The organism is Natronomonas sp., assembly GCF_046483325.1.
Classification (GTDB): domain Archaea; phylum Halobacteriota; class Halobacteria; order Halobacteriales; family Haloarculaceae; genus Natronomonas.
Genome location: NZ_JAWODL010000043.1, coordinates 1 through 24869, shown reverse-complemented (window position 1 = coordinate 24869; position 24869 = coordinate 1). Strand labels below are relative to the sequence as shown.

22 protein-coding genes and 1 pseudogene are annotated in these 24869 nt (G+C 61.7%); 15 read left to right on the top strand and 8 right to left on the bottom strand.

Annotation, left to right across the window (positions count from 1 at the left end; all coding sequences use genetic code 11):
* Positions 1 to 2 precede the first annotated feature (2 nt).
* Positions 3 to 1790 carry a hydantoinase B/oxoprolinase family protein gene (locus R6U53_RS13070; RefSeq protein ID WP_410322810.1) on the bottom strand — a complete coding sequence of 596 codons (1788 nt, stop codon included), beginning with the start codon at positions 1788 to 1790 and terminating at the stop codon, positions 3 to 5.
* Complete coding sequence (locus R6U53_RS13065) at positions 1787 to 3838, bottom strand: hydantoinase/oxoprolinase family protein (RefSeq protein WP_410322809.1); 2052 nt, start codon at positions 3836 to 3838, stop codon at positions 1787 to 1789. The genes R6U53_RS13070 and R6U53_RS13065 overlap by 4 nt, the downstream gene beginning before the upstream one ends.
* A 115-nt stretch (positions 3839 to 3953) precedes the next feature.
* On the opposite strand from R6U53_RS13065, the gene R6U53_RS13060 reads away from it, so the two are divergent.
* The 6 genes from R6U53_RS13060 (at position 3954) to R6U53_RS13035 (ending at position 10228) form a co-directional block, all read left to right on the top strand.
* Positions 3954 to 4859, top strand: a complete 906-nt coding sequence (locus tag R6U53_RS13060; RefSeq protein WP_410322808.1) for an aminotransferase class IV — start codon at positions 3954 to 3956, stop codon at positions 4857 to 4859.
* Between the two features lie 77 nt (positions 4860 to 4936).
* On the top strand, positions 4937 to 5509 hold the full coding sequence (locus tag R6U53_RS13055) for a carboxymuconolactone decarboxylase family protein (RefSeq protein WP_410322807.1): 573 nt from the start codon (positions 4937 to 4939) through the stop codon (positions 5507 to 5509).
* A 72-nt stretch (positions 5510 to 5581) separates the two neighbouring features.
* The gene (locus tag R6U53_RS13050; RefSeq protein WP_410322806.1) at positions 5582 to 6652 is read left to right on the top strand and encodes a zinc-binding dehydrogenase; all 1071 of its coding nucleotides are present in this window, start codon (positions 5582 to 5584) and stop codon (positions 6650 to 6652) included.
* 470 nt (positions 6653 to 7122) lie between these two features.
* Complete coding sequence (locus R6U53_RS13045; RefSeq protein WP_410322805.1) at positions 7123 to 7566, top strand: pyridoxamine 5'-phosphate oxidase family protein; 444 nt, start codon at positions 7123 to 7125, stop codon at positions 7564 to 7566.
* Positions 7567 to 7885: 319 nt separating this feature from the next.
* Entirely contained in the window at positions 7886 to 9022 is a 1137-nt protein-coding gene (locus tag R6U53_RS13040) for a thiolase family protein (RefSeq protein WP_410322804.1), read from the top strand.
* Between the two features lie 72 nt (positions 9023 to 9094).
* Entirely contained in the window at positions 9095 to 10228 is a 1134-nt protein-coding gene (locus R6U53_RS13035) for an acyl-CoA dehydrogenase family protein (RefSeq protein ID WP_410322803.1), read from the top strand.
* Positions 10229 to 10250: 22 nt separating this feature from the next.
* On the opposite strand, the gene R6U53_RS13030 is transcribed toward R6U53_RS13035, so the two are convergent.
* The gene (locus tag R6U53_RS13030) at positions 10251 to 10424 is read right to left on the bottom strand and encodes an AMP-binding enzyme (RefSeq protein WP_410322802.1); all 174 of its coding nucleotides are present in this window, start codon (positions 10422 to 10424) and stop codon (positions 10251 to 10253) included.
* A 226-nt stretch (positions 10425 to 10650) separates the two neighbouring features.
* Here R6U53_RS13030 and R6U53_RS13025 point away from each other — a divergent pair, with 226 nt between their 5' ends.
* Positions 10651 to 10815 carry a hypothetical protein gene (locus tag R6U53_RS13025; RefSeq protein WP_410322801.1) on the top strand — a complete coding sequence of 55 codons (165 nt, stop codon included), beginning with the start codon at positions 10651 to 10653 and terminating at the stop codon, positions 10813 to 10815.
* A gap of 18 nt (positions 10816 to 10833) precedes the next feature.
* Here the strand turns inward: R6U53_RS13025 and R6U53_RS13020 are convergent, their stop codons facing one another.
* On the bottom strand, positions 10834 to 11604 hold the full coding sequence (locus R6U53_RS13020; RefSeq protein ID WP_410322800.1) for an SDR family NAD(P)-dependent oxidoreductase: 771 nt from the start codon (positions 11602 to 11604) through the stop codon (positions 10834 to 10836).
* Between R6U53_RS13020 and R6U53_RS13015 the strand changes: the two are divergent.
* Positions 11492 to 12504 (top strand): annotated as a pseudogene (locus R6U53_RS13015) (SDR family NAD(P)-dependent oxidoreductase). The gene R6U53_RS13020 and the pseudogene R6U53_RS13015 sit on opposite strands and share 113 nt — an antisense overlap.
* On the opposite strand, the gene R6U53_RS13010 reads toward R6U53_RS13015, so the two are convergent.
* A complete protein-coding gene (locus R6U53_RS13010; RefSeq protein ID WP_410322799.1) occupies positions 12486 to 13247 on the bottom strand; it encodes an IclR family transcriptional regulator in 762 nt (253 codons plus the stop codon). The pseudogene R6U53_RS13015 and the gene R6U53_RS13010 sit on opposite strands and share 19 nt — an antisense overlap.
* 202 nt (positions 13248 to 13449) lie before the next feature.
* Here R6U53_RS13010 and R6U53_RS13005 point away from each other — a divergent pair, with 202 nt between their 5' ends.
* Both R6U53_RS13005 and R6U53_RS13000 read left to right on the top strand, forming a co-directional pair.
* Complete coding sequence (locus R6U53_RS13005; protein ID WP_410322798.1) at positions 13450 to 14589, top strand: acyl-CoA dehydrogenase family protein; 1140 nt, start codon at positions 13450 to 13452, stop codon at positions 14587 to 14589.
* Positions 14590 to 14697: 108 nt separating this feature from the next.
* On the top strand, positions 14698 to 16227 hold the full coding sequence (locus R6U53_RS13000) for a class I adenylate-forming enzyme family protein (RefSeq protein ID WP_410322797.1): 1530 nt from the start codon (positions 14698 to 14700) through the stop codon (positions 16225 to 16227).
* Between the two features lie 95 nt (positions 16228 to 16322).
* Here the strand turns inward: R6U53_RS13000 and R6U53_RS12995 are convergent, their stop codons facing one another.
* On the bottom strand, positions 16323 to 17459 hold the full coding sequence (locus R6U53_RS12995; RefSeq protein ID WP_410322796.1) for an acyl-CoA dehydrogenase family protein: 1137 nt from the start codon (positions 17457 to 17459) through the stop codon (positions 16323 to 16325).
* 858 nt (positions 17460 to 18317) lie between these two features.
* Positions 18318 to 18680 (bottom strand): NifU family protein, encoded by a 363-nt coding sequence (locus R6U53_RS12990; protein WP_410322795.1) that lies wholly within the window; start codon positions 18678 to 18680, stop codon positions 18318 to 18320.
* A 135-nt stretch (positions 18681 to 18815) separates the two neighbouring features.
* Here R6U53_RS12990 and R6U53_RS12985 point away from each other — a divergent pair, with 135 nt between their 5' ends.
* The gene (locus R6U53_RS12985) at positions 18816 to 19958 is read left to right on the top strand and encodes an acyl-CoA dehydrogenase (protein ID WP_410322794.1); all 1143 of its coding nucleotides are present in this window, start codon (positions 18816 to 18818) and stop codon (positions 19956 to 19958) included.
* 38 nt (positions 19959 to 19996) lie between these two features.
* Here the strand turns inward: R6U53_RS12985 and R6U53_RS12980 are convergent, their stop codons facing one another.
* Entirely contained in the window at positions 19997 to 20272 is a 276-nt protein-coding gene (locus tag R6U53_RS12980) for a PadR family transcriptional regulator (RefSeq protein WP_410322793.1), read from the bottom strand.
* 89 nt (positions 20273 to 20361) lie between these two features.
* Between R6U53_RS12980 and R6U53_RS12975 the strand changes: the two genes are divergently transcribed.
* The 4 genes from R6U53_RS12975 to R6U53_RS12960 form a co-directional block, all read left to right on the top strand.
* Positions 20362 to 20631, top strand: a complete 270-nt coding sequence (locus tag R6U53_RS12975) for a hypothetical protein (RefSeq protein ID WP_410322792.1) — start codon at positions 20362 to 20364, stop codon at positions 20629 to 20631.
* Between the two features lie 709 nt (positions 20632 to 21340).
* Positions 21341 to 22342, top strand: coding sequence for a sulfatase-like hydrolase/transferase (locus tag R6U53_RS12970; protein ID WP_410322898.1), 1002 nt, complete (start codon positions 21341 to 21343; stop codon positions 22340 to 22342).
* Positions 22343 to 22548: 206 nt separating this feature from the next.
* Positions 22549 to 23244 (top strand): response regulator, encoded by a 696-nt coding sequence (locus tag R6U53_RS12965; RefSeq protein WP_410322791.1) that lies wholly within the window; start codon positions 22549 to 22551, stop codon positions 23242 to 23244.
* 3 nt (positions 23245 to 23247) lie between these two features.
* A partial coding sequence (locus R6U53_RS12960) for a histidine kinase dimerization/phospho-acceptor domain-containing protein (RefSeq protein ID WP_410322790.1) occupies positions 23248 to 24869 on the top strand: 1622 nt, incomplete at its 3' end.

Here is a 24869-nt window from a genome sequence, read left to right as displayed (position 1 = left end):
TTTTATTCACGCAGGTCCTCGGTCGCCTCCCGATCGACCTCGAGCGTCTCCTCGTCGAGGACGACGCCGTACGCCTCGCGCGCGGCCGCGAGGCTCACGTAGCCGTTCCGAACGTCCTCGGCCACTCCTTCGGCGGGGCGGTCGGTCGGATCGCCGAAGCCCCCGCCCCCGGCGGGCTGGAAGTGAACACGAGCGCCGGGTGCCACTTCGCGGGTCACCTTCGACGGGAGTGTTTCCTCCTCACCGTCGGGGTGGATCAGCCGATGGACGGCCGAAGCGCCGTCTTCACCGCCGTCGACGCCGAACGGCTGCGTCTTCGCTCGCTCGCCGGTAGTGACGACCATCGTCGGGTCGTCGAACCGGAGGATTCGGCGAACCGTGCAGCCGCCCCGATTCCGGCCGGGGCCGCCCGTGTCAGCGACGATCGAGAACTCCTCGACGGTGACGAAGTCGTAGGTCTCCTCGACGCGCTCGATCATCTGGATTCCGGTGTTGCCGACCCCAGAGCGGATCGCGTTGATCCCATCGCGGCCGGGACACGCGCCCATCCCCCCGCCCATGCAGGTGTAGTTGAGCGCGCCGCTTTCGAGCGAACTGTAATTGAACACGTTCGAACTCCCGTCGCCGGCCCCGAAGCCGAGTTCGGGATCGATCTCGACGATCGCTCTTAACACCGCGTCGTGAACGCGTGTAGCGGTCTCGTGATTGCCGGCGACGACCGGGGCCGGATACTCGGGGTTGACGACCGACCCCGACGGCGCGGTGACGGAGATCGGGCGGTAGGAGCCGGTCGTCCCCGGCTTCCCCGGATCAAGTGTTACCTTCACCGCGTAGTACGTCGCCGTTCGCGTACACGCGATCGGCGAGTTGACGCCCCCGGAGACCTGGTCGTCGCTACCGGCGAAGTCGACCGAGATCTCGTCACCGTCGACCCGAAGGGCTGTCTGGATCCGGATCAACTCGTCGGTCATCCCGTCGCCGTCGAGGTAATCGACCGCCTCGTAGGTCCCGTCCGGAAGTTCCGAAATGCGGTTCCGCATCAACCGCTCGTCGTTGCTCAACACGGTGTTCATCGCCGCTGCGAGCGACTCGACACCGTGTTTCTCGGCGAGTTCGAGGAGGCGATCGTGGCCCCGACGAACGCCCGATATCTGGGCGTGCATGTCGCCCACCCGCTCGTCGCGGTCGCGGGTGTTCGCGAGGATCACGCTCCGGAGCCCGTCGTTTAGCTTGCCGGCCTCGTAGAGCTTCGCCGGCGGTACCCGGAGCCCTTCCTTGATTATCTCGCCGGTCTGCGTCGAGTAACTCGTCGGCGACGAACCACCGATATCTACCCAGTGGGCCCTGACCGCGGCGAACCCGAGGAGTGCGTCCGCCACGAAGATCGGCCGTGCCATCACGAAGTCTGGAAGGTGGTTGTTGCCCGAGTAGGGATCGTTCTGCAGCAGCATGTCGCCCGGTTCGAGGGCGTCGTGGCCGCCGGTTCCCTCGATCGCGGCGCGAATCGAGGAGGTCATCGTCGCGATGTGAATCGGAACGACGCGCTCGGACTGGCCGACGATCTCCGCGGAGGGCGTGACGACTGCACACGAGAGGTCGCCGGCCTCCTGCCACAGCGGGGAGTACGCCGAGTTCATCACCGACGCCTGCATCTCCTCGGCCACGTCGTGGAGTTGATTCCGGACGATCTCGACCAGTGCCGGGTCGGGGTCCACCTTCGAGATATCGACGGTGCCGGGGATGTCGAAGCCGGCGGGGTTCGCTTCCATATCGCCCTCGCTATCGCTCATTGTCGCACCTCCCGCGTCGCCACCAGGTTACCGAATCTGTCGATTGATCCGTCGAACGACGGGGGGATCCAGATCGTCGTGTTGTCCGACTCGACCACGGCCGGCCCCGTGAGTTCGTGTCCGGTTCCGAGATCGTCTCGATTGTAGTAGGGCGTCTCGACGCGTTCGTCCGCCCCGAGGACGACCTCGCGGTGCCCGAGCGGCGTCGGCGGTTCGGTCGCCGTTCCCTCGCGCTCCGTCGAGGGGGGCGTCGGTGTCGCGCCGACAGCCGTCACCCGAAGGTTGACCAACTCGACCGGGTTTCGGTCGTCGACGAACCCGTACTGGTGGTCGTGGGCGGATTCGAACGCCGCCGCCAGCCCGGGGAGGTCGGTGTCGGTGATGGTCCGTTTCGGGTACGGAACGTTTAGATAGTGCGCCTGTCCTTCGTACATCGCGTCGAAGGAGATCTCGAACGCTCGATCGTCGGGAGCGACGCCCTCCGATTCGAGTTCGCGGTCGGCCCGTTCGGTCAGTTCGTCGATCCCTGCTTCGATTCGGTCCGGGTCCACACTCTCGACTGTTTCAACCAGGGACATGGCGTACTCGTGGCGGATATCGGAGACGAGCAGTCCGAGCGCCGAGAGCACGCCCGGCCGGTTCGGGAAGACGACCTCGTCGATGTCGAGTTCCGCCGCGACGTTGCAGGTGTGGACGGGCCCGGCACCGCCGAATCCGACGAGTGCGAACTCGCGAGGGTCGAGCCCCTCGTTGACCGCGGTGACGCGCGTCGCGCTCGCCATCTTCGTGTCGATCACGTCTCGGATCGCGGCCGCGGCGGCCTCGACCGACACTCCCATCGGTTCGGCGACGTGCTCTCGAATGCTGCCCTCGGCGGCGTCGGAGTCGAGCGTTACCGTACCACCGGCGAACGTCTCCGGGTTCAAGATACCGAGCACGAGGTCGGCGTCGGTCACCGTCGGCAGTTCGCCGCCGCGCCCGTAGCACGCCGGACCTGGATCCGCCCCCGCGCTGTCCGGGCCCACCCGGAGCGCGCCGACCTCGTCGAGTCGGGCGATCGAGCCGCCCCCGGCCCCGACGGTCTCGACGTGGGTGAACGGACCGTTGATCTTCAGTCCCTGGATCTCCCGATGAGCCACCCCGATCGACTCCCCGTCAGCCACGGCGGCGACGTCGCAGGAGGTTCCGCCCATATCGAACGTGAGGATGTTTTCGAGGCCACGCTGCCCGGCGAGGTACCTGGCTGCGTTTACCCCCGCAACCGGCCCGGAGATCACCTGGGTGACGGGTCGGCTCGCGGCTATTTCAGGGCGTGCGAGGCCGCCGTCCGATTTCATGATCGCGACCGGGGCCTCGATACCGGCGTTGTCGAGTTCGTCCTCCAATCGGTTCAAATACGCCGACAGTTCGGGTTTGAGATACGCGTCGGCGACCGTGGTCGCGGTTCTCGAATATTCTCGAATCTCCGGGGAAACCATCGAGGATCGACTCACGTCGAGTTGGGGCGTGCGTTCCTCGAATCGCTCCACGATCGCCCGTTCGTGTTCGGGGTTTCGGTACGCGTGGAGCAGACAGACGGCGACGGCCTCGAGGTCGGCCGCGAGGATTTCGTCGATTACGCGGTCGAGATCGTCCACGTTGAGCGGCGTGACGACCTCGCCGTCGGCGTCGATCCGCTCTTCGACGCCGAATCGATGTCGTCTCGGAATCAGCGGCGTCGATCGGTCGTTGCAGGGCGCGTATAGGAGATCGGCCCCGCGGTATCCTTCCCCGATCTCTAGTACGTCGCTGAATCCGGCCGTCGTGACGATCGCCGTCTTTGCGCCGGTCCGTTCGATGAGCGCGTTGACCGCGATTGTACTTCCGTGGTTAAACCCGGTCACGTCACTCGGATCGATCCCGGCTACCTCACAGACGGCGTCGATACCGGTCGAAAGTCCACCGATGAAATCGGCCGTACTGGACGTTTTGATCGCGTGGACGTCGTCGTCACCGACGAGGACCGTATCGGTAAACGTCCCGCCTATATCAACTCCTATCGCACGCATGTTGGTGGGTCTCGACATGGCCTGAATAAATAGATGCCGACCGGTGTCGTCGACGGTGATTCGATCGGCCACCGGAAACACAATCTTCAAATAATCGCCGTCGGTCCCTACACGCATGTCAGAGTTTGCGGACCGTTGGCAAGAGACGTGGGTAAACATTAACGGCGAGTTCGTCAAGGGACCGGAAGCCACCGTCTCGGTGCTCGATTGGTCGTTCGTCTACGGCGACGGGGTTTTCGAGGGTGTCAGCGTCGTCGACGGACGGATCCTCAAACTCCACCAGCACGTCGACCGGCTCTACCGGTCGGCCAAACGCGCCCGATTCGGGCTCGAAGACGCGATATCGAAGGGGGAGATGGCGGAGCTGTGGCTCGACACGGCGCGGAAAAACGACATCGAGACCGGCTATCTGCGCCCGCTCGTCTCCCGCGGGGAGGGGCCGATGGGTATCTCGAGCCACGGCGAGGTCGAGGGCCCGAACGTCTACGTGATTCCACAACTGCATCGCTCCAGCGGCTTCAAGGAGCTCTCATCGGCGCGCGCCCGGCTCTCGTCGATCCGGTCACCCTCCCCCGTGGTCCGCGATCCACGCGTGAAGGCGAACCACTACATGCCGAACATCCTCGCGAAGATGGAAATCGCCGACACGGACGCGTCGGTTCCCATCCGTCTCGACGACGACGGCTACGTGACCGAGGCCGCCGCGGCGAACGTCTTCGTCGTGAGGGACGACACTATCCGCACGCCGGACGAACAACAGATCCTCTCGGGGACGACGCGAGGGGCGCTCCTCGACTTGCTCGAAGCCGACGACCGATGGGAGCCGGAGGTCATGGGCCTCACGCCGTACGATCTGTACACGGCCGACGAGTGTTTCGTGACCGGCTCGATCGGCGGGGTGAAGGCGATTACCCACCTCAACGGCGACCCGATCGGCACCGGCGAGATCGGTCCGGTCACGGAAACGATGAACGAGATGCTGGTCGAGTCTTTGATAGAGAACGGGACTCCCGTCGAGTGATCGACTCGCCCGGTCGCGGCTACCACGTACTCGATCGAGAGCGCAACTGATTTATCGCCCCACACCGCGGTGTGGGTATGGCTCGCATTCCGTTCCCGGAGGACGTAGCTCCGGATCTCGTCGAATCGCAGCGCCCCGACTCGCTGCCCGAAAAGTATAGCCACATCAATCAGGAGGACGCCCGGAACGTCTACCGGTCGATCGCCCACGACCCCGAGGTCGTCGAGACGCTGCGCGCGCACATCGGCGCGACGTGGGAGCACTGCGGACTCAGCGATCGCGACCGCGAACTGGTCCTGTTGTCGGTGGCTCGCGAGATCGACTCGGCCTACGAGTGGCACCAACACGTCCGGATCGCCATCCTCGAAGGGATCTCGCCCGGGGAGATCCGGAAACTCTCGGCTGGCGACCACGGGGACTTCGACGACACCGAGACGTTGTTGATGGAGTTCGCGGCCGCGGCCGCGAGCAACGGCGTCACCGACGATGACGTCGAGTCCCTCCGAGCGGAGTTCGCCGACGACGACGTCGCCGGGATCGTCGCCCTCGTTGGTGTCTACGTCGATCTGAACGTCATCCTGAGCGCGTTCGACGTGGAGACCGAGGAGCCGTTCGTCGGCTGGGATCTGGAGAACCTCGAACGGGACTGATCGACCGCGATCGCTCGGACGCGCCCGCCGTCGCAAACGTTTTGCTATCGTCGCCCCGACCTCAGAACGTCAATGAGCAACAACGCATCCGTCGACGCGGACAGCATGGCGGCCGTCGGCTTCCACGAACACGGCGACATCGACAAACTCGAACTGCTGGACGTTCCGATCCCCGATATCGACGACGACGAGGTACTCGTCGACGTGAAGGCGACGGCGCTGAACCACCAGGACCTCTTTGCCGTCCGCGAACTCGACCACTACATCACCGACTACCCCTTCTGGGGCGGCGGCGACACCGCCGGCGTGATCGCGGCGCTGGGCGAGGACGTCGAGGGCTGGAACGTCGGCGATCGGGTGCTCGTCAACTCCCGGATCGCCTGCGGGGAGTGCGATCTGTGTCTCGCTGGCGAGCAGTCGATGTGCCGGAACTTCCAGGTGTACGGCGAACACCGACACGGCGGCTACGCCGAGTATCTGGACGTCCCCGAGCGGAACCTCCACCCGATTCCCGACGACTACGACTTCACGAGAGCCGCCGCAGTTCCCATCGCCGCCGGGTGTGCCTGGCGAGCACTCGCTACCCGCGCGGAACTGCACCCCTCCGACGAACTGCTCATCGTCGGGGCGACCGGCGGTGTCGGGACCTACGCCGTCCAGATCGCTCGGAACGTCTTCGACGTCGAGACGCTCTACGCGACGACGAGTTCCGAGGAGAAAGCCGAGGTGCTCCGCGGATTGGGCGTCGACCACGTGATCAACTACGCCGAGGAGTCCTTCGACAGCAAGGTCTGGGAACTCACAGACGGACAGGGAGTAGACGCGGTGTTCAACACCGTCGGCGGCGACACGTGGGTGCCGTCGATGCGCGCGCTCAGAAACGGTGGCCGACTCATCGTCTCCGGGGCGACTGCAGGGCCGAACCCCGAGACTGAGCTCCGGCTCATCTTCATGCGGCAACTCGAAGTCATCGGCAGCACGTCCCATAGCCACACGGACTTCACGCAGATGCTCGAGAAAGTGTGGGCGGGCGACCTCGAACCGGTCATCGAGGAGACGTACCCGCTGGAGGGGTACGCCGAGGCTTTCGAGAAAATGGCCAACCGTGGCGTTTACGGCAAACTCGTGCTCACTCAAGGGTAACGCTCAGCCGCTGTACCGGCTCTCTTTCGTTTGACTCCGTTAGCGGAGGTGTGTGCCGGCGATTTTCACGTCGCGGTCGTCGGTATTGGTTTACTACGACGGCCCGCATGTGGTTCGCCTTCGGTCGCCGATCGTGGCTCGATCGTTGCGACCACCATCCCGTCGTTCCGGTCGGTACTCGACCGAGCCAGACGGACCACACGATTTATTATTTAAAATTATATACGAATAAAATTATTAGACAATATTTAACTAAGCATCAAAATAAATTTTAATTACTGCTATATTTACCAAATTAAGAATACTAATAACAAATTCAAACGAGATATTTTCATGTTCTAAATAAAACACTATATTTATAAGTTACATTATTATATGGTACTTATTCACGTTTGTTTTTCCCCTTGCGGACAGGTAACTCTTGGCGTCGACCCAAAAACACATTAGAGACGCCGCAGTACGGTGGCGGCATGCATCCAAAGATTCGGATGAGCGACGAGGAGCGGGAGGCGTTTCTCGAACGAAACAAGACGCTGCGCGTGGCGACGAACTCCTCGGACGGCTATCCGCACAACGTCCCAGTGGGGTATCACTACCGCGACGGGCGGATCTACTTCCCCTCCGACGAGCGCTCGAAAAAGACCGCGAACATCCGTCACGACGATAAGGTCTGTTGCATCGTCGACGAGGGGACCGCCGGCGACGACTACGAGACCCTCAGCGGCGTGATGATACAGGGACGGGCGACGATCTACGACGAGGACGAACACGAAACGATGACCCACGACGCGCTCATGGGCGAGATCTTCGAGGGGGAAATCAAAGATCAAGAGCGCTACGAGCGCGTCGACCGCGTCGTCGTCGAGGTCGACCCGGAGAACGTCGCGGCTTGGGACTTCAGCAAGGTGAACTGATCGCCCACCGACGCGCCGCGACGACTGCGCGCATCTGTCCGCGTATTTCGGACGATATCTACCACGATAAACGATATCGAGAGAGGCGCACTGCGGGCAGCTGGACGGAACGCCGGCCGCGAATCTCGGTTAATCGTCCCGTCCTCCGATTTTAATAACAGAGTTATTTTTGTTATGTCCGATCACGGCTGCCCGTGCTTCCGTCCGGTATATGCGGATTGCAGACCGCAACGGCCGTCCAGCGAACCTGCACACCGATCGACCGACTCGTGGCTGTGTGAACCAAAGACGATATACCTCGACGTGCCGAGTCCACGGCATGAGCCACAACGAAGGGGTAATCGTAGGAGCGCTTCGCACGCCGCAGGGCAAACACGGGGGCGTCTTCGCCGACATCCACAGCGAACGGCTCTCGGTTCCCCTCGTTGATCGGCTGCTCCAAGACACCGGACTCACCGGTGACGACGTCGACGACGTCGTCTGGGGCTGCGCAAAGCAGGTCAAAGAGCAGACCAACAACATCGCGCGCGTCATCGCACTCACCTCGGGACTCGGCGAGCGCGTCCCGGGGACGACGATCGATCGGCTCTGCGGTTCCTCCGCGCAAGCGATCATCACCGGCAGGGACTCGATCGTCGCCGGCCAACGCGAGTGCATCATCGCGGGCGGCGTCGAGAACATGTCCCGCGTCGAGCGCGACTACGGCATCGGGTCGTTTCCGGGCATCGCTGAGCGGTACGATCCCGACGCCATCGCAATGGGGACGACTGCCGAGGAGGTCGCCAGCAGGTTCGATGTCTCCCGTGAGGCCCAAGACGAGTACGGGGCCAGAAGCCAACAGCGCGCCGTCGACGCGACCGAATCGGGACGGTTCCGCGACGAGATCCTCCCGATCGAGACCGACGCCGGGAGAGTCGAGCGCGACGAGGGGCTCCGCCCGGGCACGACAGCCGAAAAACTCTCGAAACTCCCGCCGGCCTTCGAGGATGGCGGGACGGTCCACGCCGGCAACGCCTCGCAGGTCTCCGATGGGGCCGCAGCCGTGATGCTCACCTCGCGGGCGTTCGCCGACGCGCGCGGCCTGGAGGTGCTGGCGACCGTCGGCGACCACAGCGTCGCGGGCGTCGATCCGACGATCATGGGAATCGGTCCCGTGCCCGCGGTGTGCGAACTCAACGAACGCACCGGCTGCGACGCCGACGACTACGATCTGGTCGAGCTCAACGAGGCGTTCGCGAGCCAGACGCTGTACTGCCAGCGCGAGTTGGGCTTCGATGACGACGTGTTCAACGTCAACGGCGGCGCGATCGCGATCGGCCACCCGCTCGGAGCGTCGGGTGCTCGTCTTCCGGTCACGCTGATCCACGAGCTCGGCCGGCGCGGCGGCGGCCTCGGCCTCTCGACGATGTGTGTCGGCTACGGGCAGGGCGTGGCGATCCAGTTCCACGTCGAGTAGGGGCTTCGACGGTCCATCGACCGATCCGTTCGACCGGTATCTCTACTACTTTCCCTCCGCTATTTTGTGCACATGACAGTTCCGGTCAGCCAGGAGTACGAAGCCGTGCGGAAAACCGCGCGCGGGTACGCCGAAAACGAGCTCAAACCGATCTACCACGAGTACAACGCCAAGGGCGAGTTCCCCTACGACCTCCTCGAGGACATGGCCGAGGTCGGCCTCCGCGGGATCATGGTGCCAATCGAGTACGGCGGCGTCGGGATGGACATGCTGAGCCACGCCGTCGTGATGGAGGAGATCTCCGCCGTCTGGCCCTCCGCGGGCATCAAGATGGACGAGGGGCTGATGCGGTATCTCCGGATGTTCGGAACCGAGGAGCAAAAGGAACGATATCTCCCACAACTCTGCTCGGGCGAGTACATCGACGCGATAGCCCTCTCGGAGCCCGATTACGGCTCCGACTTCGCCGGTATCGAGACGACCGCCGAGAAAGACGGCGACGAGTACGTCCTCAACGGAAGCAAGACGTGGGTGACGAACGCCGGTAAATCCGATCTCATGGTCGTCACCGCGAAGACGGACTCGTCGGAGCGCCACCGCGGGATCAGCCTCTTTTTGATCGAGACGCAGCACACCGACGGCTGCACCGTCGAACCCGGCATCGACATGATGGGCTTCGACGCCTCCGAGTCCCACGAGGTCGTCCTTGACGACTGTCGCGTCCCGGAGGAGAACCTCTTGGGCGAGGAGAACGAGGGCTTTTATCACACGATGAAGATGCTCGAGGAGAACCGCGTCTCCGTCGCCGCACGCGGACTCGGTATCGCCGTCGGCGCGTACAACGCCTCGAAACAATACGTCACCGAACGCGAACAGTTCGGGCAGAAGATCGGCGAGTTCCAGGCAATTCAGCACAAGATCGCCGACATGGCCGTCCAAATCGAGAACTCGAAGCACCTCGTCTACAACGCCGCGCGACTGTGCGAGGAGGGCGAGCGGTTCGACACCGAGGCGTCGATGGCAAAGCTGTACGCCTCCGAGGCCGCCCACGACGTCGCGAGCGAGGCCGTCCAGATCCACGGCGGCTACGGCTACACGAAGGAGTTCCCCGTCGAGATGTTCTTCCGCGACGCCAAGGGACTCGAGATCTACGAGGGAACGAGCGAGATCCAAAAGAACGTCATCGCGAAGAACGTCATGGAGTAGTCGCGGGACCGATCCCCACGAATCAGTCCGGTCGGTATTTGAACCGTTGTTTCTTCCCGGTCGCCGTCCGTTCGAGCTCGTCGGTGAACTCCCAGCGTCGCGGGCGCTTGTAGCTCGCGAGGTCACCCGAGCCGTTGCAGTACTCGATGAGGTCGTCCTCGGTCACGCCGTCGTCGGCGACGACGAACGCTTTCACGCGCTCGCCCCACTACCTCGTCGGGCACGCCGACGACGATGGCCGCATCGATGCCGTCGTGTGACTCCAGGGCGTCCTCGATCTCGACGGGCGAGACCAACTCGCCGCCGCTGAGGATCATGTCGTCGGCGCGGCCGGTGATCGTGAGGTAGCCGTCCCGGCCGACGACCTCGACGAGGAGGTCGACACGGTCCTCGAGACGTTAACATCGAAACCGCCGCGGATCATGAAGCAGCTGAAGGAGTCGATCTACGCGAGCCTCGAGATGTCGCCGAGCAGCGGCCGCGACCACATCGAGCGGATCGCCGTCGAGCGCGTCCGGGAGGATCCGGACCACCCTGAGGGCGTCGATGCCCAACTCGAGGGACGCGAGCCGAACTGGCCGAAATAAATCTCCGTCGAAGGCTTTTCAGATGAAGCCGCCGTTCACGCTGAGCACCTGTCCCGTGATCCAATCGGAGGCGTCGCTCGCGAGAAAGACCGCGGCGTTGGCGTGGTCCTCGGGGTATCCGAGCCGTCCGAGGGGGTAGTTCTCGGCGACCTTGTCGCCGTACTCGTCGAGCCACTCCTGGGTCGACGGCGTCCACGTCGTGCTCGGGGAGATGCAGTTGACGCGAACGTCGAACTCGCCGACCTCCTTCGCCAGTGATTTCGTGAAGGTGACGACGCCGGCCTTCGCGGTCGCGTACATCGTCAGGTTGGGGTCTTGACCCTGATAGGAGTCCGAGGCGAAGTTGATGATCGCCCCCCCGCCCTGCTCTTTCATGACCGGGAGGGCGTTGTGCGTCATGTTGATCGGGCCCTTGAGTGTCACGTGAACGTGTGGCGCCCAGTTCTCGGGCGTCTCCTCGATGAACGGTTGGTTCAGGTCCTTCGCGTTCTGGAGTCCGCCGGCGGCGACGTTCACGAGGACATCGAGGCCCCCGAACGCGTCGACGGTGTCGGAGACCGTCTCGCCGCAGGAGTCGTGATCGCTCACGTCCGTGTAAATGAACTCCGCGTCGACGCCGCGTTCGTCGGCGATCTCCTCGGCGACCGACGGGCCGCGATCCTCGTCGATGTCGGCGATGACGACGTTCGCTCCCTCCGCCGCGAACTCCTCGGCGACGCCCTGCCCGATACCCGATGCCGACCCGGTGACGATAACGGAATCCCCGGTAAAATCTATCTGTTCACGCATCACACGAGGCTTTCCCACAGCCGATAATAAAGCTTCGGCTCCGCCGTCAGCTCCGCTCTCTGTCTCGGACCGTACCCAACGGTCATATGCCTCCGGTGTCACCCGTGAACAGCGAGCACGTCTCGACGACCAAACCGCCGTGGTCATCGGCGGAACGATCGGGATCGGCCGAACGATCTCCGGGGAACTGCACGCGGCGGGCGCGAGGGTCGTGCCGACGAGCCGAACCGAAGCGAGCGTCCGCGGGGCAGCGAAAGTGGTCGACTGTGACGTGGTACGATCCACCGACGTCACCGACTCGGACCAACTCGAATCGCTCTTCGAGGCGATCTCAGAGACGTACGGCGACGTCGATACGCTGGTGAACTGCGCGGGATACGTCCCCAACGCCAAGCCGGTGTTGGACGTCGGGGACGACGAGTGGGCAACGATCCTCGGTGTCAACCTGACCGGCGTGTTCAACGCCGTCCGCCTCGCACCGACGTATCTGACGGGCGAGAATCGATCGATCGTGAAGGTGGGATCGATCTCGGAGGACACGGTGATGCCCGGTCTCGGCCCGTACGCCGCGAGCAAGGCGGCGGTCGGAACGCTCGGGGAGTCCCTCGCCGTCGAGTACGCCCGCCACGACATCCGCGTGGACACCGTCGCCCCCGGGTACGTCATGACCCGCCAGGACCGAACGGAACTGGAAACCCCGAAGATTCGGGAGGCGATGGAAAAGGGACGCCGCTGTCGCGGTACGCCGAACGTGGGGAAGTCGCCGGCGCGGTCGTCTTCCTCGCCTCACCGGAGGCGTCGTTCATCACCGGGGAGACTATCCGGATCGACGGGGGGGGTTCCGCTGTAGCTCCCAGTCGCCGCCCCACCGCTGGACGGATTCAGTGGCCGTACTGGTAGCCCACCATTATCGTGTTCGCGGCCTCGCGGACGCCCTTGAGTAGCTCCGCACGGTAATCGTCGTCCTCGACTCGGCCGGTCGGCCCGGAGACCGAGATCGAGCCGACGAGGTCATCCTCGATCACGATCGGCACTGACACCGTGCCCATCCCGAGGATCTGTTCGTCCCAGTCGGCCGCGTACCCCTGTTCGCGAATCGCCGACAGCTCCCGCTTCATTCGATTCACGTCCGTGATCGTGTGGTCGGTGACCGCCGCCAGCCCGTCCGAGAATATCGTCTCCTCGGCGTATGCCTCCGGAAGATGCGCGAGCAAGACCTTCCCGGTCGCGTGTGCGTGCAATGGAACCCGAAGCCCCGGATAGATCCCCAACTCCAGCGATTTTTCGCCGCGCATCGCGTGAAGGATCACGCACTCACCGTCCTCCTCGACTCCGATGCTCGCGACCTCTCCGGTCTCGTCTGCCAATCGCCGAACCACGGGGCGGGCCGTCTGGAAGAACCGACTCCGGTTCCGAAGGCGGCCTCCGGTCGTCAAGAACCGATAACTCAACTGGTACGTCTCTCCGATCCGCGTTATGTAGCCGACCATCTCTAGCGTCCTGAGGTAGTCGTGGACGGTGCTTTTGGGAAGATCCATCCGGCGGGTGACTTCGGCGAGCGTCGCCCCATTCAACTCCCAGAGCAGTTCGATCACCTCGAAGGCGCGCGCCACCGTCCGAAGCGGGGGGGACGTCCGTTCCATGGACTCTGTGGGCCTCGCTCGAACAAAAGCGTTCGGATATATCGGATGATCTGCGAGTCGCGGTTCGATCCCTGTGTCCTGTGTCGGATCGACGGTTCGATCAGTAGCTTACCACAAGAAGTACACATATTTGACATTTATGCGCGCGGATGACACACCGTTCACCGGAACGTATTTCAAACGCCGTGTACGAGCACTTTGCATGGCGTTTCAGCTATCGGACGAACACCGTGCGATCCGACAGGCCGTCCGCGAGTTCGGCGCGAACGAGATCGAACCGGTCGCCAGCGAGCACGATCAGGCGGGGAGATATCCCGAGGAACTCCGGCGGAAGGCGGCGACGTTCGATCTCGTCGCGCCGCACATCCCCGCGAAGTACGGCGGCGCGGGGATGGATCTGCTCTCGTCGGTCATCGTCGTCGAGGAGTTGTGGCGGGCCGATCCCGGGATCGGCAGCGCCGTCGGCAGCGCCGGCTTCGGGACGAACATGATCGTCGAGTACGGCGACGAGTGGATGAAATCGGCGTGGTTGCCGAGGATCGCTGACGGCGAGGCTGCCTCGTACTCGGCGATCTCCGAGCCGGCACACGGCTCGAACGTCGCCGGGATGGAAACCCGCGCGGAGAAAGCGGGCGACGAGTACGTCATCAACGGCAACAAGATGTGGATCACCAACGGGACCATCGCGGACGTGGGAGTCTTGATGGCCAAAACCACGCCCGATGCAGGACACGAAGGAATTACCGCCTTCCTCGTTCCGACGGACACCGATGGCTTCCGTACCGAGAAAATCGACAACAAACTCGGCATTCGGGCGTCGGACCTCGCGGAAGTGGTCATCGACGACGTGCGCGTTTCCGAGGAGAACGTCATCGGCGAGGTCGATCAGGGGTTCTACCAGCTGATGGACTTCTTCGCGCACGGCCGGACTCGCGTTGCCGCCCAGGCCGTCGGTGCCGCCCAAGCCGCCTTCGACGCATCGCTCGAGTACGCCCAACAGCGCGAGCAGTTCGACCAGCCGATCGGCGAGTTCCAGGCGATCCGGCACAAGCTCGCCGAAATGGCGACGGACATCGAGGCCGCTCGCGCGTTGACCTACCGGGCCGCCTCGACCGTCGAGAACGGCGACGATCAGGTGGCCGCGAAGTTCGCGAGCATGGCGAAACTGTTCGCCTCCGAGCACGCCGTCGGCGTGACCGACGAGGCGATTCAGGTCCACGGCGGCGCGGGCTACGTCTCGGACCACCCCGTCGAACGCTACTACCGCGACGCTCGGATCACGAAGATCTACGAGGGAACGAGCGAGATCCAAAAGGACATCATCGCCGATCGGTTGTTGTAAACACCGTGTCGAACTGGCGTCTCGGACGCTCGGCGAGCACTGCCCTACCGCTTCCCGTGTGATCGTCTGTCAGGTATATTTATGTGGCATTGATAGCTATTCACACCCGTGATTTCCCACAGAACGTACCTCGAGCGGAATGCGACGTGGCGTGGTCACGAGACCGCACTCGAAGTCATCGACGCCGGCGAATCGTACTCCTATGGGGAGTTCGACACCCGTGTCAATCGGGTAGCGAACGCGTTGGCCGAGCGCGGAATCCGAAAGGGCGACCGCGTCGCCATGGTTCTGTTCAATACGGCCGAATTCCCGATAACGCTGTACGCGTGCTACAAGATCGGCGCCGTTCCCGTCCCGATCAACTTTATGCTCGCGCGCGACAACTTCGCGTACATCTTCGACGACGTCGCGCCGAAGGCGGCCGTCTACGACGAAGCCGTCGCCGAGGACGTCGAAGCGTCGCTGGAACGCGTGGACGTTCCGGCCCACCGTATCGGCGTTGGCGCGTGCCCGGGTGCGGACGAGGGGTTCGATATCTTCGCGTCGGCGGGTGCGAATGAGGCACCGCCGAAGGTCCCAGTTCGCGCCGACGATCCGGCCTACATCCTCTACACGAGCGGAACCACGGGCGCACCGAAGGGCGTGACGTTCACCACCGAAACGGCGTCGAACCGGGCACAAGAGGGGTCGCGGTGTCTCGGCCTGTCGAAAAACAGCGTCGCCCTGCAGGTTTCCCCGTGGTTCCACGCCGGCGGAGTCGACTTGACCGTCCACCCGACGATCGAAGCGGGTGGCACGCTCACCGTGACGGAAGATTGGGAACCCGAATCCGTCGCGGATCTCGTAGACGAAAAAGGGATAACCCACATCGTCGGGGTTCCGACCGTCGCCCAGCGAATGGCGGAGTTGGACGACATCGACGAGCGCGATCTGTCGAGCCTCGAGTGTCTCATGTGCATGGGATCGCCGCTGTCGAAACGGCTCGCGGAGACGCTCCTCGACGTCATCACGCCGAACGTGTTCAACGGCTACGGGACGACCGAGACGCTGCTCGACAGCGTCCTCAGACCCGAGGACCTCCCCGAAAAAGCGGGCACGGCGGGACAGCCGACCCACGACACGGAGATGCGACTCATCGAGCACCGTCTGGACGGGTCCGCGGACCCGGACGCCACGGTTCCCCACGGGGAAGAGGGTGAGATCATCGTCTCGGGGGCCTCCGTGACGGATTATTATTTCGGCAGCGAGGCGAAGACCAAAGACTCGATTCAGGATGGCTGGTACTATACCAGCGACCTCGGCGTCGTCGATGGGGACGGCTACCTCACGATCACCGGCCGCGCCGACGACATGATCCTCAGCGGGGGAGAACTGGTCTCCCCGATCGAAGTCGAAGAGGTTTTAGAGGAGTATCCGGCCGTCGAGGGGGCCGTCGTCGTCGGCGAGGACGACGAGGAGTGGGGACAACTCGTCACGGCCTACGTCGTCGCCCCGGACGCGTCGGCCGAGGAACTCGACGCGTACTGTACGGACCACGAGGCGCTGGCCGATTACAAGCGACCGCGACGGTACCACTTCGTCGACGAACTCGAACGGACGGCGACCGGGAAGAAACAGCGGTATCAGTATCGCGATTGAAACCGAGGGTCCGTTCAGTCACCCATTCTATCCGCAGTGTGGCCTTCCGTTTGTTCGTTGTCGTCGCGCCCGAACCGGCTCCAACCGTCATCCCGTCAGTACGGGAGGTACTCCGCTCCGAACGTTTCGCGGGCCACGATCAACTTCTGTACGTGTGGCGTCCCGTCGCCGATCTCCAGGCCGATCGTATCGCGCAGCCGCTTTTCGATGCCGAAATCCTTCGAATACCCGTAGTGACCGTGCAACACGAGACATTCGTGGATCGTCCGCGTGGAGACGTGTGGCGCGTACCACTTGACCATCGCGGCGTCCTTCGTGTGGGGTTTCCCTTCGCGAGCCCGCCACAGTGCCTCGTAGGCTTTCAAACGCGCCGAATCGAGATGCGTTTCGAGTTCGGCCAGCTGGAACTGCGGCCCCTCGTAGCCCGCGAGGGGTTTCCCGAAGGCTTCGCGCTCTGTGAGATACTGCTGGGTCTCCTCTAAGGTTTGCCGCGCGGCCCCGAGACAGTAGAGACCGATCCACGCGCGTGATCTGTCGAACGTCTGCATCGCCATCTTGAACCCGTCGTCCTCGGAGATCAATGCAGTATCGTCGACGCGGACACCGTCGAGGTGGATCCGTCCCCACCCGCTCACCGCACAGCCAAGGGCGGGATACGGGTTACACTCGACGGCGTCGGCGTCGGTCGGCACCACGAACGCGCGGATTCCGTCGGACTCGGTCTCCCGCGCGTAGGTGAGAACGTGATCGGCAGTCGTCGCCCCGGTAATCGCCGCCTTCTCGCCCGTGAGAACCCAGCCGTCCCCGTCTTGTTCGGCCGTCGTCTCGATGGCCTGCGCGTCCGAACCGTGATCGGGTTCGGTCAGCGCGAACGCGAGGTGGACGTCGCCGTTCGCATTCAGCGTTGCCATCTCCCGGTGTCGCTCGCGTCCGTACTCCGCGAGGAGGTGATTGACGAGATTCTCGGCCAACACGAGCGTGGCGAACCCCACGTCTCCGCGACCCAGTTCCTCATAAACGACGCCCGCCGTGATCGGATCGAGGCCCTCGCCCCCGAACTCATCGGGGATCGACATCCCGACGACGCCCAACTCACAGAGGTCGGCCCAGACGTCGCTCGGGAAATTATCGTCGTCGTCCCACGCCGCGTTCTCGCCGAGGACGTTGTCACGGACGTACGCCCGTAACTGATCGCGGTACATACGCTGTATCCGATTCAGGCCGAACTCCATACCGGGTCGATGGTCGATTTCGACTTAACACTTTTCGGGGGTCGACTACAGTTCCGAGTAGCCGACATCGACCCCGATAACGTCCCCCGCCTGCAACAGAGCGTTTTTGGCCCGTTCGAACGCCGCCTCCGCTCGTAACCGCCCGATCGGACCACAGACGAGACCGGCGGGAACGCCTCTATGTGTTCTCCCTCGAGTCGCTCGCGTACGGTTTTTCCGACACCCTTCGTAGACTGCGCCGCCACCTGGCGGTATCATCACGATATAACAAACATAATTCCGTTATCTCACATTATACGGGTTTTATTCGGATGATGTCGAACACCGTGCTCCGTCGGAACATCGTCTCGGATGGCGGTAGCGGTAGTCGGTATATTTCAAATAAATTCAGTCTTTTATATAAATAAATTTGCATATTAGACGGCCACACGATTTTATATATAAGTACACCTAGTCTTGCGATACCCTTCCGCAAGTTTCCCCTCGTGTATTGAAATTATATCAGCAAAGCGCGTATTTATCTAAATTATTGATTTATAACGCAAAAATCTGAGTTAAAACGAATTATGGGTGCGCGTGCGCTTAATACACCGCCTCAAGTATTCTCTCGGATCAATACGACCAGCAATACATTAATGATGGTCTTTTTATTATTCTAGTAAAATTTTATTGACTGGTATACGGATATCGCTCGGCACGACCGATCCGTGGTCGGTTCGCAATCGGAGTTCACTGGGGCGTGGTCGTCGAAAAAGGGCGATCCCGAGTTGGCCCACTCGTACGGACCGGTGTCGTTCCGGAGCGATCATCGACGAGCCGTCACCGCCGATGGCCGGTCCTTCGGTAAACAGTCCTGTATCAGAAGGGGGCCTGCGGGCCTTCGTCGTCATCGTCGCTGCCGCCTTCGCCGGGGAACGACGGCGATACCTGTCCGTCGGTCATGCCCTCGCTGCCGCCGCCCATGCCGGTGTCGGCGTGGACGGTGTCGATCTCGGGGATCTCTTGGGTCATTCGGCTCTTTATCGCCTGGATTGTCATCGGGGAGATGCCGCAGCCGGAGCAAGCGCCGCCCAGCATGACCGTCACTTCGCCCTTCTCGCGGTCGAGGTTTCGGATCGCTGCGCTGCCACCGTGCATCTGGATCTGCGGGAAGTTCCGGCGGAGGAAGTTGCTGATTCGCTCGCGGAGTTCGTCTTCGCCGTCGGCGGTTTCTGTGCTCATAGGGGTGGCTACGTGGTGCACCCGTATGAACATTTGGCTCCGGATCGAACGGTCGCGCTGCCTCGTTCGCCCCCGTCTCCGGATCTATCCCGAGCGGAAAGGAAACGTAAAGTGACGACAGCCGCAATCACACGCATGGACTTCACCTTTACGAGCGAGCAAAAGCAGATTACCGAGATGGTCGCCGAGTTCGTCGACGAGGAAATCGTCCCGCGCGCGGCCGAGATCGACAAGACCGACGAGTTCCCGGCCGACATCGTCGACGAACTCGGCGAACTCGGCCTGATGGGGATGCCGTTCCCGGAGGAGTACGGCGGGGCAGGACTCGACTACCACGCCTACCCGGCCGCCCTCGAGGAGATCGCACGGGGATCGGGTGGACTCGGGACGATCGTCGCCGCGCACATCTCGCTCGCCGGAAACATGCTTTACCAGTTCGGCAACGAGGAGCAAAAGGAAGAGTACCTCACGCCGGTGGCCGAGGGGACGGACATCGGCGCGTTCGCGCTTTCGGAAGCGGGTGCGGGAAGCGACGTCCCGGCGATGGGAACGACGGCCGAAAAGGACGGCGACGAGTACGTCATCAACGGCGGCAAGCTCTGGATCTCTAACGGGTCCGTCGCCGACACCGTGACCGTCTTCGCGAAGACCGATCCCGACGCCGGCAACAAGGGGATCTCGTCGTTCGTCGTCCGCCCCGAGGAGGACGACGGCTTCGTGGTCGAGGGGACCGAGGACAAGCTCGGCGACAAGGGCTGTCCGACCGCGGAACTCCGATTCGACAACGTCCGCGTCCACGAGTCGCGGCGCATCGGCGAGGAGGGTCGCGGCTTCGTGCAGGCGCTGAAGACGCTCAACGGTGGCCGGATCACCATCGCCGCCCGCTCGGTCGGGATCGCCCAGGCCGCCCTCGACGAGGCGACCGACTACGCCCAACAGCGCGAGCAGTTCGGCAATCCGATCAGCGAGTTCCAGGCGATCCAGCACAAGATCGCCGACATGGACACGAAGACGCGCGCGGCGCGGCTGCTCATGCACTCGGCCGCGGACAAGAAGATGCGCGGCGAGAACTTCGTCAAGGAGGCCGCACAGGCGAAACTCTACGCCTCGGAGGTCTCCAGCGAGGTCGCAAACGAGGGGATCCAGATCCACGGCGGCTACGGCTACACCAAGGACTTTCCGGCCGAACGGTTCTACCGCGACGCCAAACTCAACGAGATCTACGAGGGAACGAGCGAAGTGTTACGGAACACGATCGCGAACGAACTGTTCGGCTGATCGTTCGGCTGCCCGGCGGGGATCGTCACCTCCTCTCTTTATATCTCCGTAATCTTCGCTCGCATCCACTCGAACTGCGCCTCGACGCGCTCTCGACCCGCGTCGGTCAGCGAGTAGACGTCCTCGAGCCCGTCGACGCGCTTTCGAACGAACCCCTTCGATTCGAGCGCGTCGAGGGCCCCGTAGAACCGATCCGGTTTGAGCCGCCGATCGTAGTGCGACTCCATCGCGGATTTCAGCGCCTGTGCGCGTCGTTCCTCACTGTACAGCAGAACGCATACGTCACGTCGGAGGCCGCTCGTGAGCCACTCCATACTCGCGTTCGGTGTGGCGACGCGAAAGAGCCACCGGATCTACGATCGAGATCGGTAGTTTAGCAACCGACCGCCCCTTACCGGCGATCATGTCGACGGCCGAATCGGATGGAATATCCGCCAGCTACGAGGAACGGAACGGAGAACGACTGCTGGAGTTCGAACGCGACGGGAGCACCGCCGCCATCGCACAGAACATCGAGGGCTACGCGATGTTGAAGGTGCGCGACCGAGCCGAGGGAGACGAACTCGAACGCTACTACGGCTTCGATATGGCGCTCGATCACGCCGCTGAACTGCTCGGGGTCGACCCCACGGTACTCCCGATCCCCGAGGCCGCCGCCGACATGGGGATGTAAGCGCGACGGCTCGGCGTCCCCAATCGGTCGGTAGCTATATGTCCGTCCTGTGGCTTTCCGTGCGTATGGACGCCCACTCCGTTGTCGACGACTGGGACGCCGCGCCGTTCGACGGTGGGTTCGCGGGACTCGACGAACTGACCTCACGGGGATTCAGCGGCGCGATCGAATCCCGCGGGACGTGGCTCTTCCTCAGCGAGGGGGAGCCACTCGCGGTCGTCTCAGACCTCGATATCGAGCCCCGTCCCGGTGATCTCGACGCCTTCGACGGGGGCGCGGGTCAGCGCCACGAGGCTCCGAACGCGACCGTCGCGACGCTCGCGGCGATGTTGGCCCTCGACGGCGACGTTCGCGGGAAGTATTTCACCGATGACACTCCCCTCGCAGCCGTAGACGAAACGCTGTCGGACGGTGGATTCACCGGATACGTCGAACTCTCAGAGAACGTTCTCAGCGGCGATTATTTCTTCGTCTACGTCGACGGCGAGGTCGATCACGTCGGCTTCGTCGGCTCCTCACAGTTGCTCCTCGGCGAGGACGCCGAGGCGCGAGCCAACGGTGAGGTCGGGATCTACGCCGTCACGGCGGTGAGATTGCCGCGTCCCGATCTGCCCGCTCCTCCTGAGCCCGAACCGGAGCCAGAGCCAGAGCCGGAGCCAACCCCCGAACCGGAGCCCGAAACGGATGAGGCCGGGGGCGCTCCAGGTTTATTCCCAGGGAAGAACGTCAGGGATTCGACTACTGGAGAGCTCTCGAATGCACCCACGACTACAATCATTCATCGTATTACGGTGACTCACCCGAACGCTTCTTCTGGGAGGGCTATGATGCGTTGGCTCAGACACGGCATGCAGAACGGTATATCAGGAGTCATGACCCCGGAAATCCATTCCTGCTCGTGCTGTCCTGGGGACCTCCTCATGCTCCCTATGGGACAGCTCCTGAAGAATACCGAAAGAAGTACGATCCACGGAAGATTGTTCTGCGCCAGAACGTGCCCGATGGTGAGGTCGAGTGCGCACGCCAAGAACTTGCCGGCTACTATGCCCATATCACCGCACTGGACCGGTGCATCGGGAACCTGCTTGAAACACTGAAACAGGAGAACCTCGCCGACGACACGATATTTGTTTTCACGTCCGACCACGGCGATATGCTCCGATCCCACGGACTCCTGAAAAAGCAGCACCCGTACGACGAATCGATCATCGTGCCTTTTCTGGTTCGCTATCCCGGAAACCTCAAGCCCTTCCGGACCGATCATCCGATCAATACGCCTGACATCATGCCCACTCTCCTTGCTCTCGCAGGAATTGATATTCCCGAGTCCTGTGAGGGAGAGGATCTGTCCGGCTTTCTCACCCGGCATCGAGTCCCGGAACAGAAAGCGGCACTCATCATGTGTCCCTCGCCGTTCGGTCAGGTATCCCGGAGCAACGGTGGACGGGAATACCGGGGTGTGCGCACCGCCCGGTATACGTATGTCCGGGATCTCCACGGTCCCTGGCTTCTCTTTGATAGCAAAAACGATCCATGGCAGATGGAGAATCTCGTCAACAGAGATACCAGCAGGTCGTTGCAGGATGAACTTGATGCCGAACTTCACACTCTTCTTCACCGGACCAACGATGAATTCCTCCCCGGCGAGTCTCTGATCGAGACCTGGGGATATAAAGTCAATGAACATGGGACGGTGGATTACACAGAATAGCCGTTCCCGGTTCTTCCCTCCCCTTCGTGACATATCATGAAATGATCAGGTGAGACGGGTACTCATCCAATGCTCACACAAAACTGACTTTGATATAATATGAGAATTCTCAGTATGTTAGAAGTTGGTGAGGACTTCAGATTGTCTTGTCGGCACATGTTTTTCGGTGGTACTATCGGTCGTGATTCCCACGAGTGGAGGTATTTATGATCGGCAGACCGGGGAAAAGGATTCTCGTCGTTGAGGATGAAGAGGACATTCTGGAACTGGTTGAATACAACCTGTCCAGGGAGGGATACAACACAGAAGGCGTTACGTCGGGGGAAGCGGCCCTCAAGAAATTCAAGATCTCTTCACCTGATCTTATCATCCTTGACCTTATGCTCCCGGGACTTGACGGATTCGAGGTATGTAAGCTGATCAGAAAGGATCCGAAGACGGAGCATATCCCCATCATCATGTTGACGGCGAAAGGAGAGGAAGCCGATATAGTAACCGGTCTGGAGCTGGGCGCCGACGACTACATCACGAAACCTTTCAGTCCGCGAATTCTCCTGGCGCGAGTAAAGACGGTACTGCGTCGGAAGGCAAAAGAGGAAGTGAGCGAGGACTCGATTCTCGAGATTCATGATGTTCTGATTCATCCCGGGAGACATGAAGTCCAAGTCGGTAGCCGGAAAATTGATCTCACATCAACCGAATTCAAGATACTCCATCTCCTGGCCCGCCGTCCCGGATGGGTCTTTACCAGAAAACAGATAGTGGATTCTGTTCATGGCGATGACTATCCGGTGACGGATCGTTCCGTCGATGTCCAGGTTGTGGGACTGCGCAAGAAACTTAAGGGCGCAGAAGATTTGATCGAGACGGTTCGGGGAGTTGGATACCGCTTCAAGGAGTAACAAATGCCGCGAAAACGGCTGTTATGGCGCCTGTACCGGTCTTATCTCATAGTTACTGTCCTCTCCCTGATCATCGCCGGGTGGTACGGCTCACGATCACTGAAAGATTTTTTCTACAGCGCAACCGAGTCTGACCTGAAATCGAGAGTTCACCTCATTGAGGGTCCTGTATTTCAAGTTCTCCGCAAAGGGGAACTTGCGGCCATTGACAGTCTGGTCGATTCTCTGGCCCGGAAATCAAATACCAGAATCACAGTCATTCTTCCTGACGGCCAGGTAATCGGTGAGAGCGAGGAAGAGATCGCCACCATGAAGAGCCATTCCCAGCGGCCTGAGTTTCTTCGAGCCATGGATGGCGAGATTGGGGTGGATATCCGGAAAAGTCAGACCCTCCAACGACAGACCATGTATGTGGCCATTCCCCTCATGGATGCAGAAGACCGAATGCATGGGGTACTGAGGACCTCCTTACCGGTGGAGGCCATTGATGACGCATTGGCAGACGCTCGATTCAAAATCGCCATGGGAGGCCTTGTCGTTATCGTATTTGCGGCAATAACGACGCTCCTTCTGTCATGGAGAATAAGCCGACCTCTGGAGGAGATGAAACGTGTTGCCCAGCGCTTTGCGCGAGGTGACTTCAATGTGAGAATGCCGGTTTCCGATTCGGAAGAGATTGGAGGACTTGCCGAGGCGATGAACCAGATGGCCGAAGAACTCGAACGGCGGATTGGCACCATGGACCGCAGGCGGGACGAAGAACGCGCTGTCCTCACAAGCATGGTGGAAGGTGTTGTTGCTGTGGATGAAGAGGAACGAGTGATCAACATGAATAAGGCAGCCGGAGATCTCTTCGGTGTTTCTCCCAATGACGTTCGCGGCCGAAGCATCCAGGAGATCGTGCGGAACACGGATCTTGAGGAATTCATCACCAGAACTCTTCAGTCTCATGAGCCCGTCGAGGAGCAAATTGTCATTCATAGTGAACAACCCCATTTTCTCCACGTTCGGGGATCGGTTCTGAAGAATCCCTCGGGACGCTCGCTCGGCGCTCTCGTGGTGCTCAATGATGTGACCTATCTGCGAAGGCTGGAAAATGTGCGTCGTGATTTTGTGGCCAACGTCTCCCACGAACTAAAAACACCCATTACTTCGATTAAAGGCTTTGTGGAGACGCTGCTCGAAGGAGCGTTCAAACGCGAAGAGGCCGAAAGATTCCTTCGAATCATTGCACGACATGCCGACCGTCTTCAGGCTATCGTAGAGGATCTGTTGAGCCTGTCACGCATTGAGCAGGAATCTGATAAGGAGGAACTTCCTCTCGAACGAACTGTGATCAAAGAAGTCCTTTCCAACGTGATGCAGCTCTGCGAGCCTCATGCCGAAGCGAAACACATTGATCTGAAAATGGACTGCGCTGAGAATGTCACGGCATCTGTCAATGTCCCCTTGATAGAACAGGCTATCCTCAACTTGATCGACAACGCTATCAAGTACAGTGATGATGGCAGTATGATCGAGGTTCGCGCTCATCCAGTCGATTTGGAGGTAGCCATATCAGTCAAAGATTACGGTTGCGGCATTCCGGCTGAAAATCTCCCCCGTCTTTTTGAGCGATTTTATCG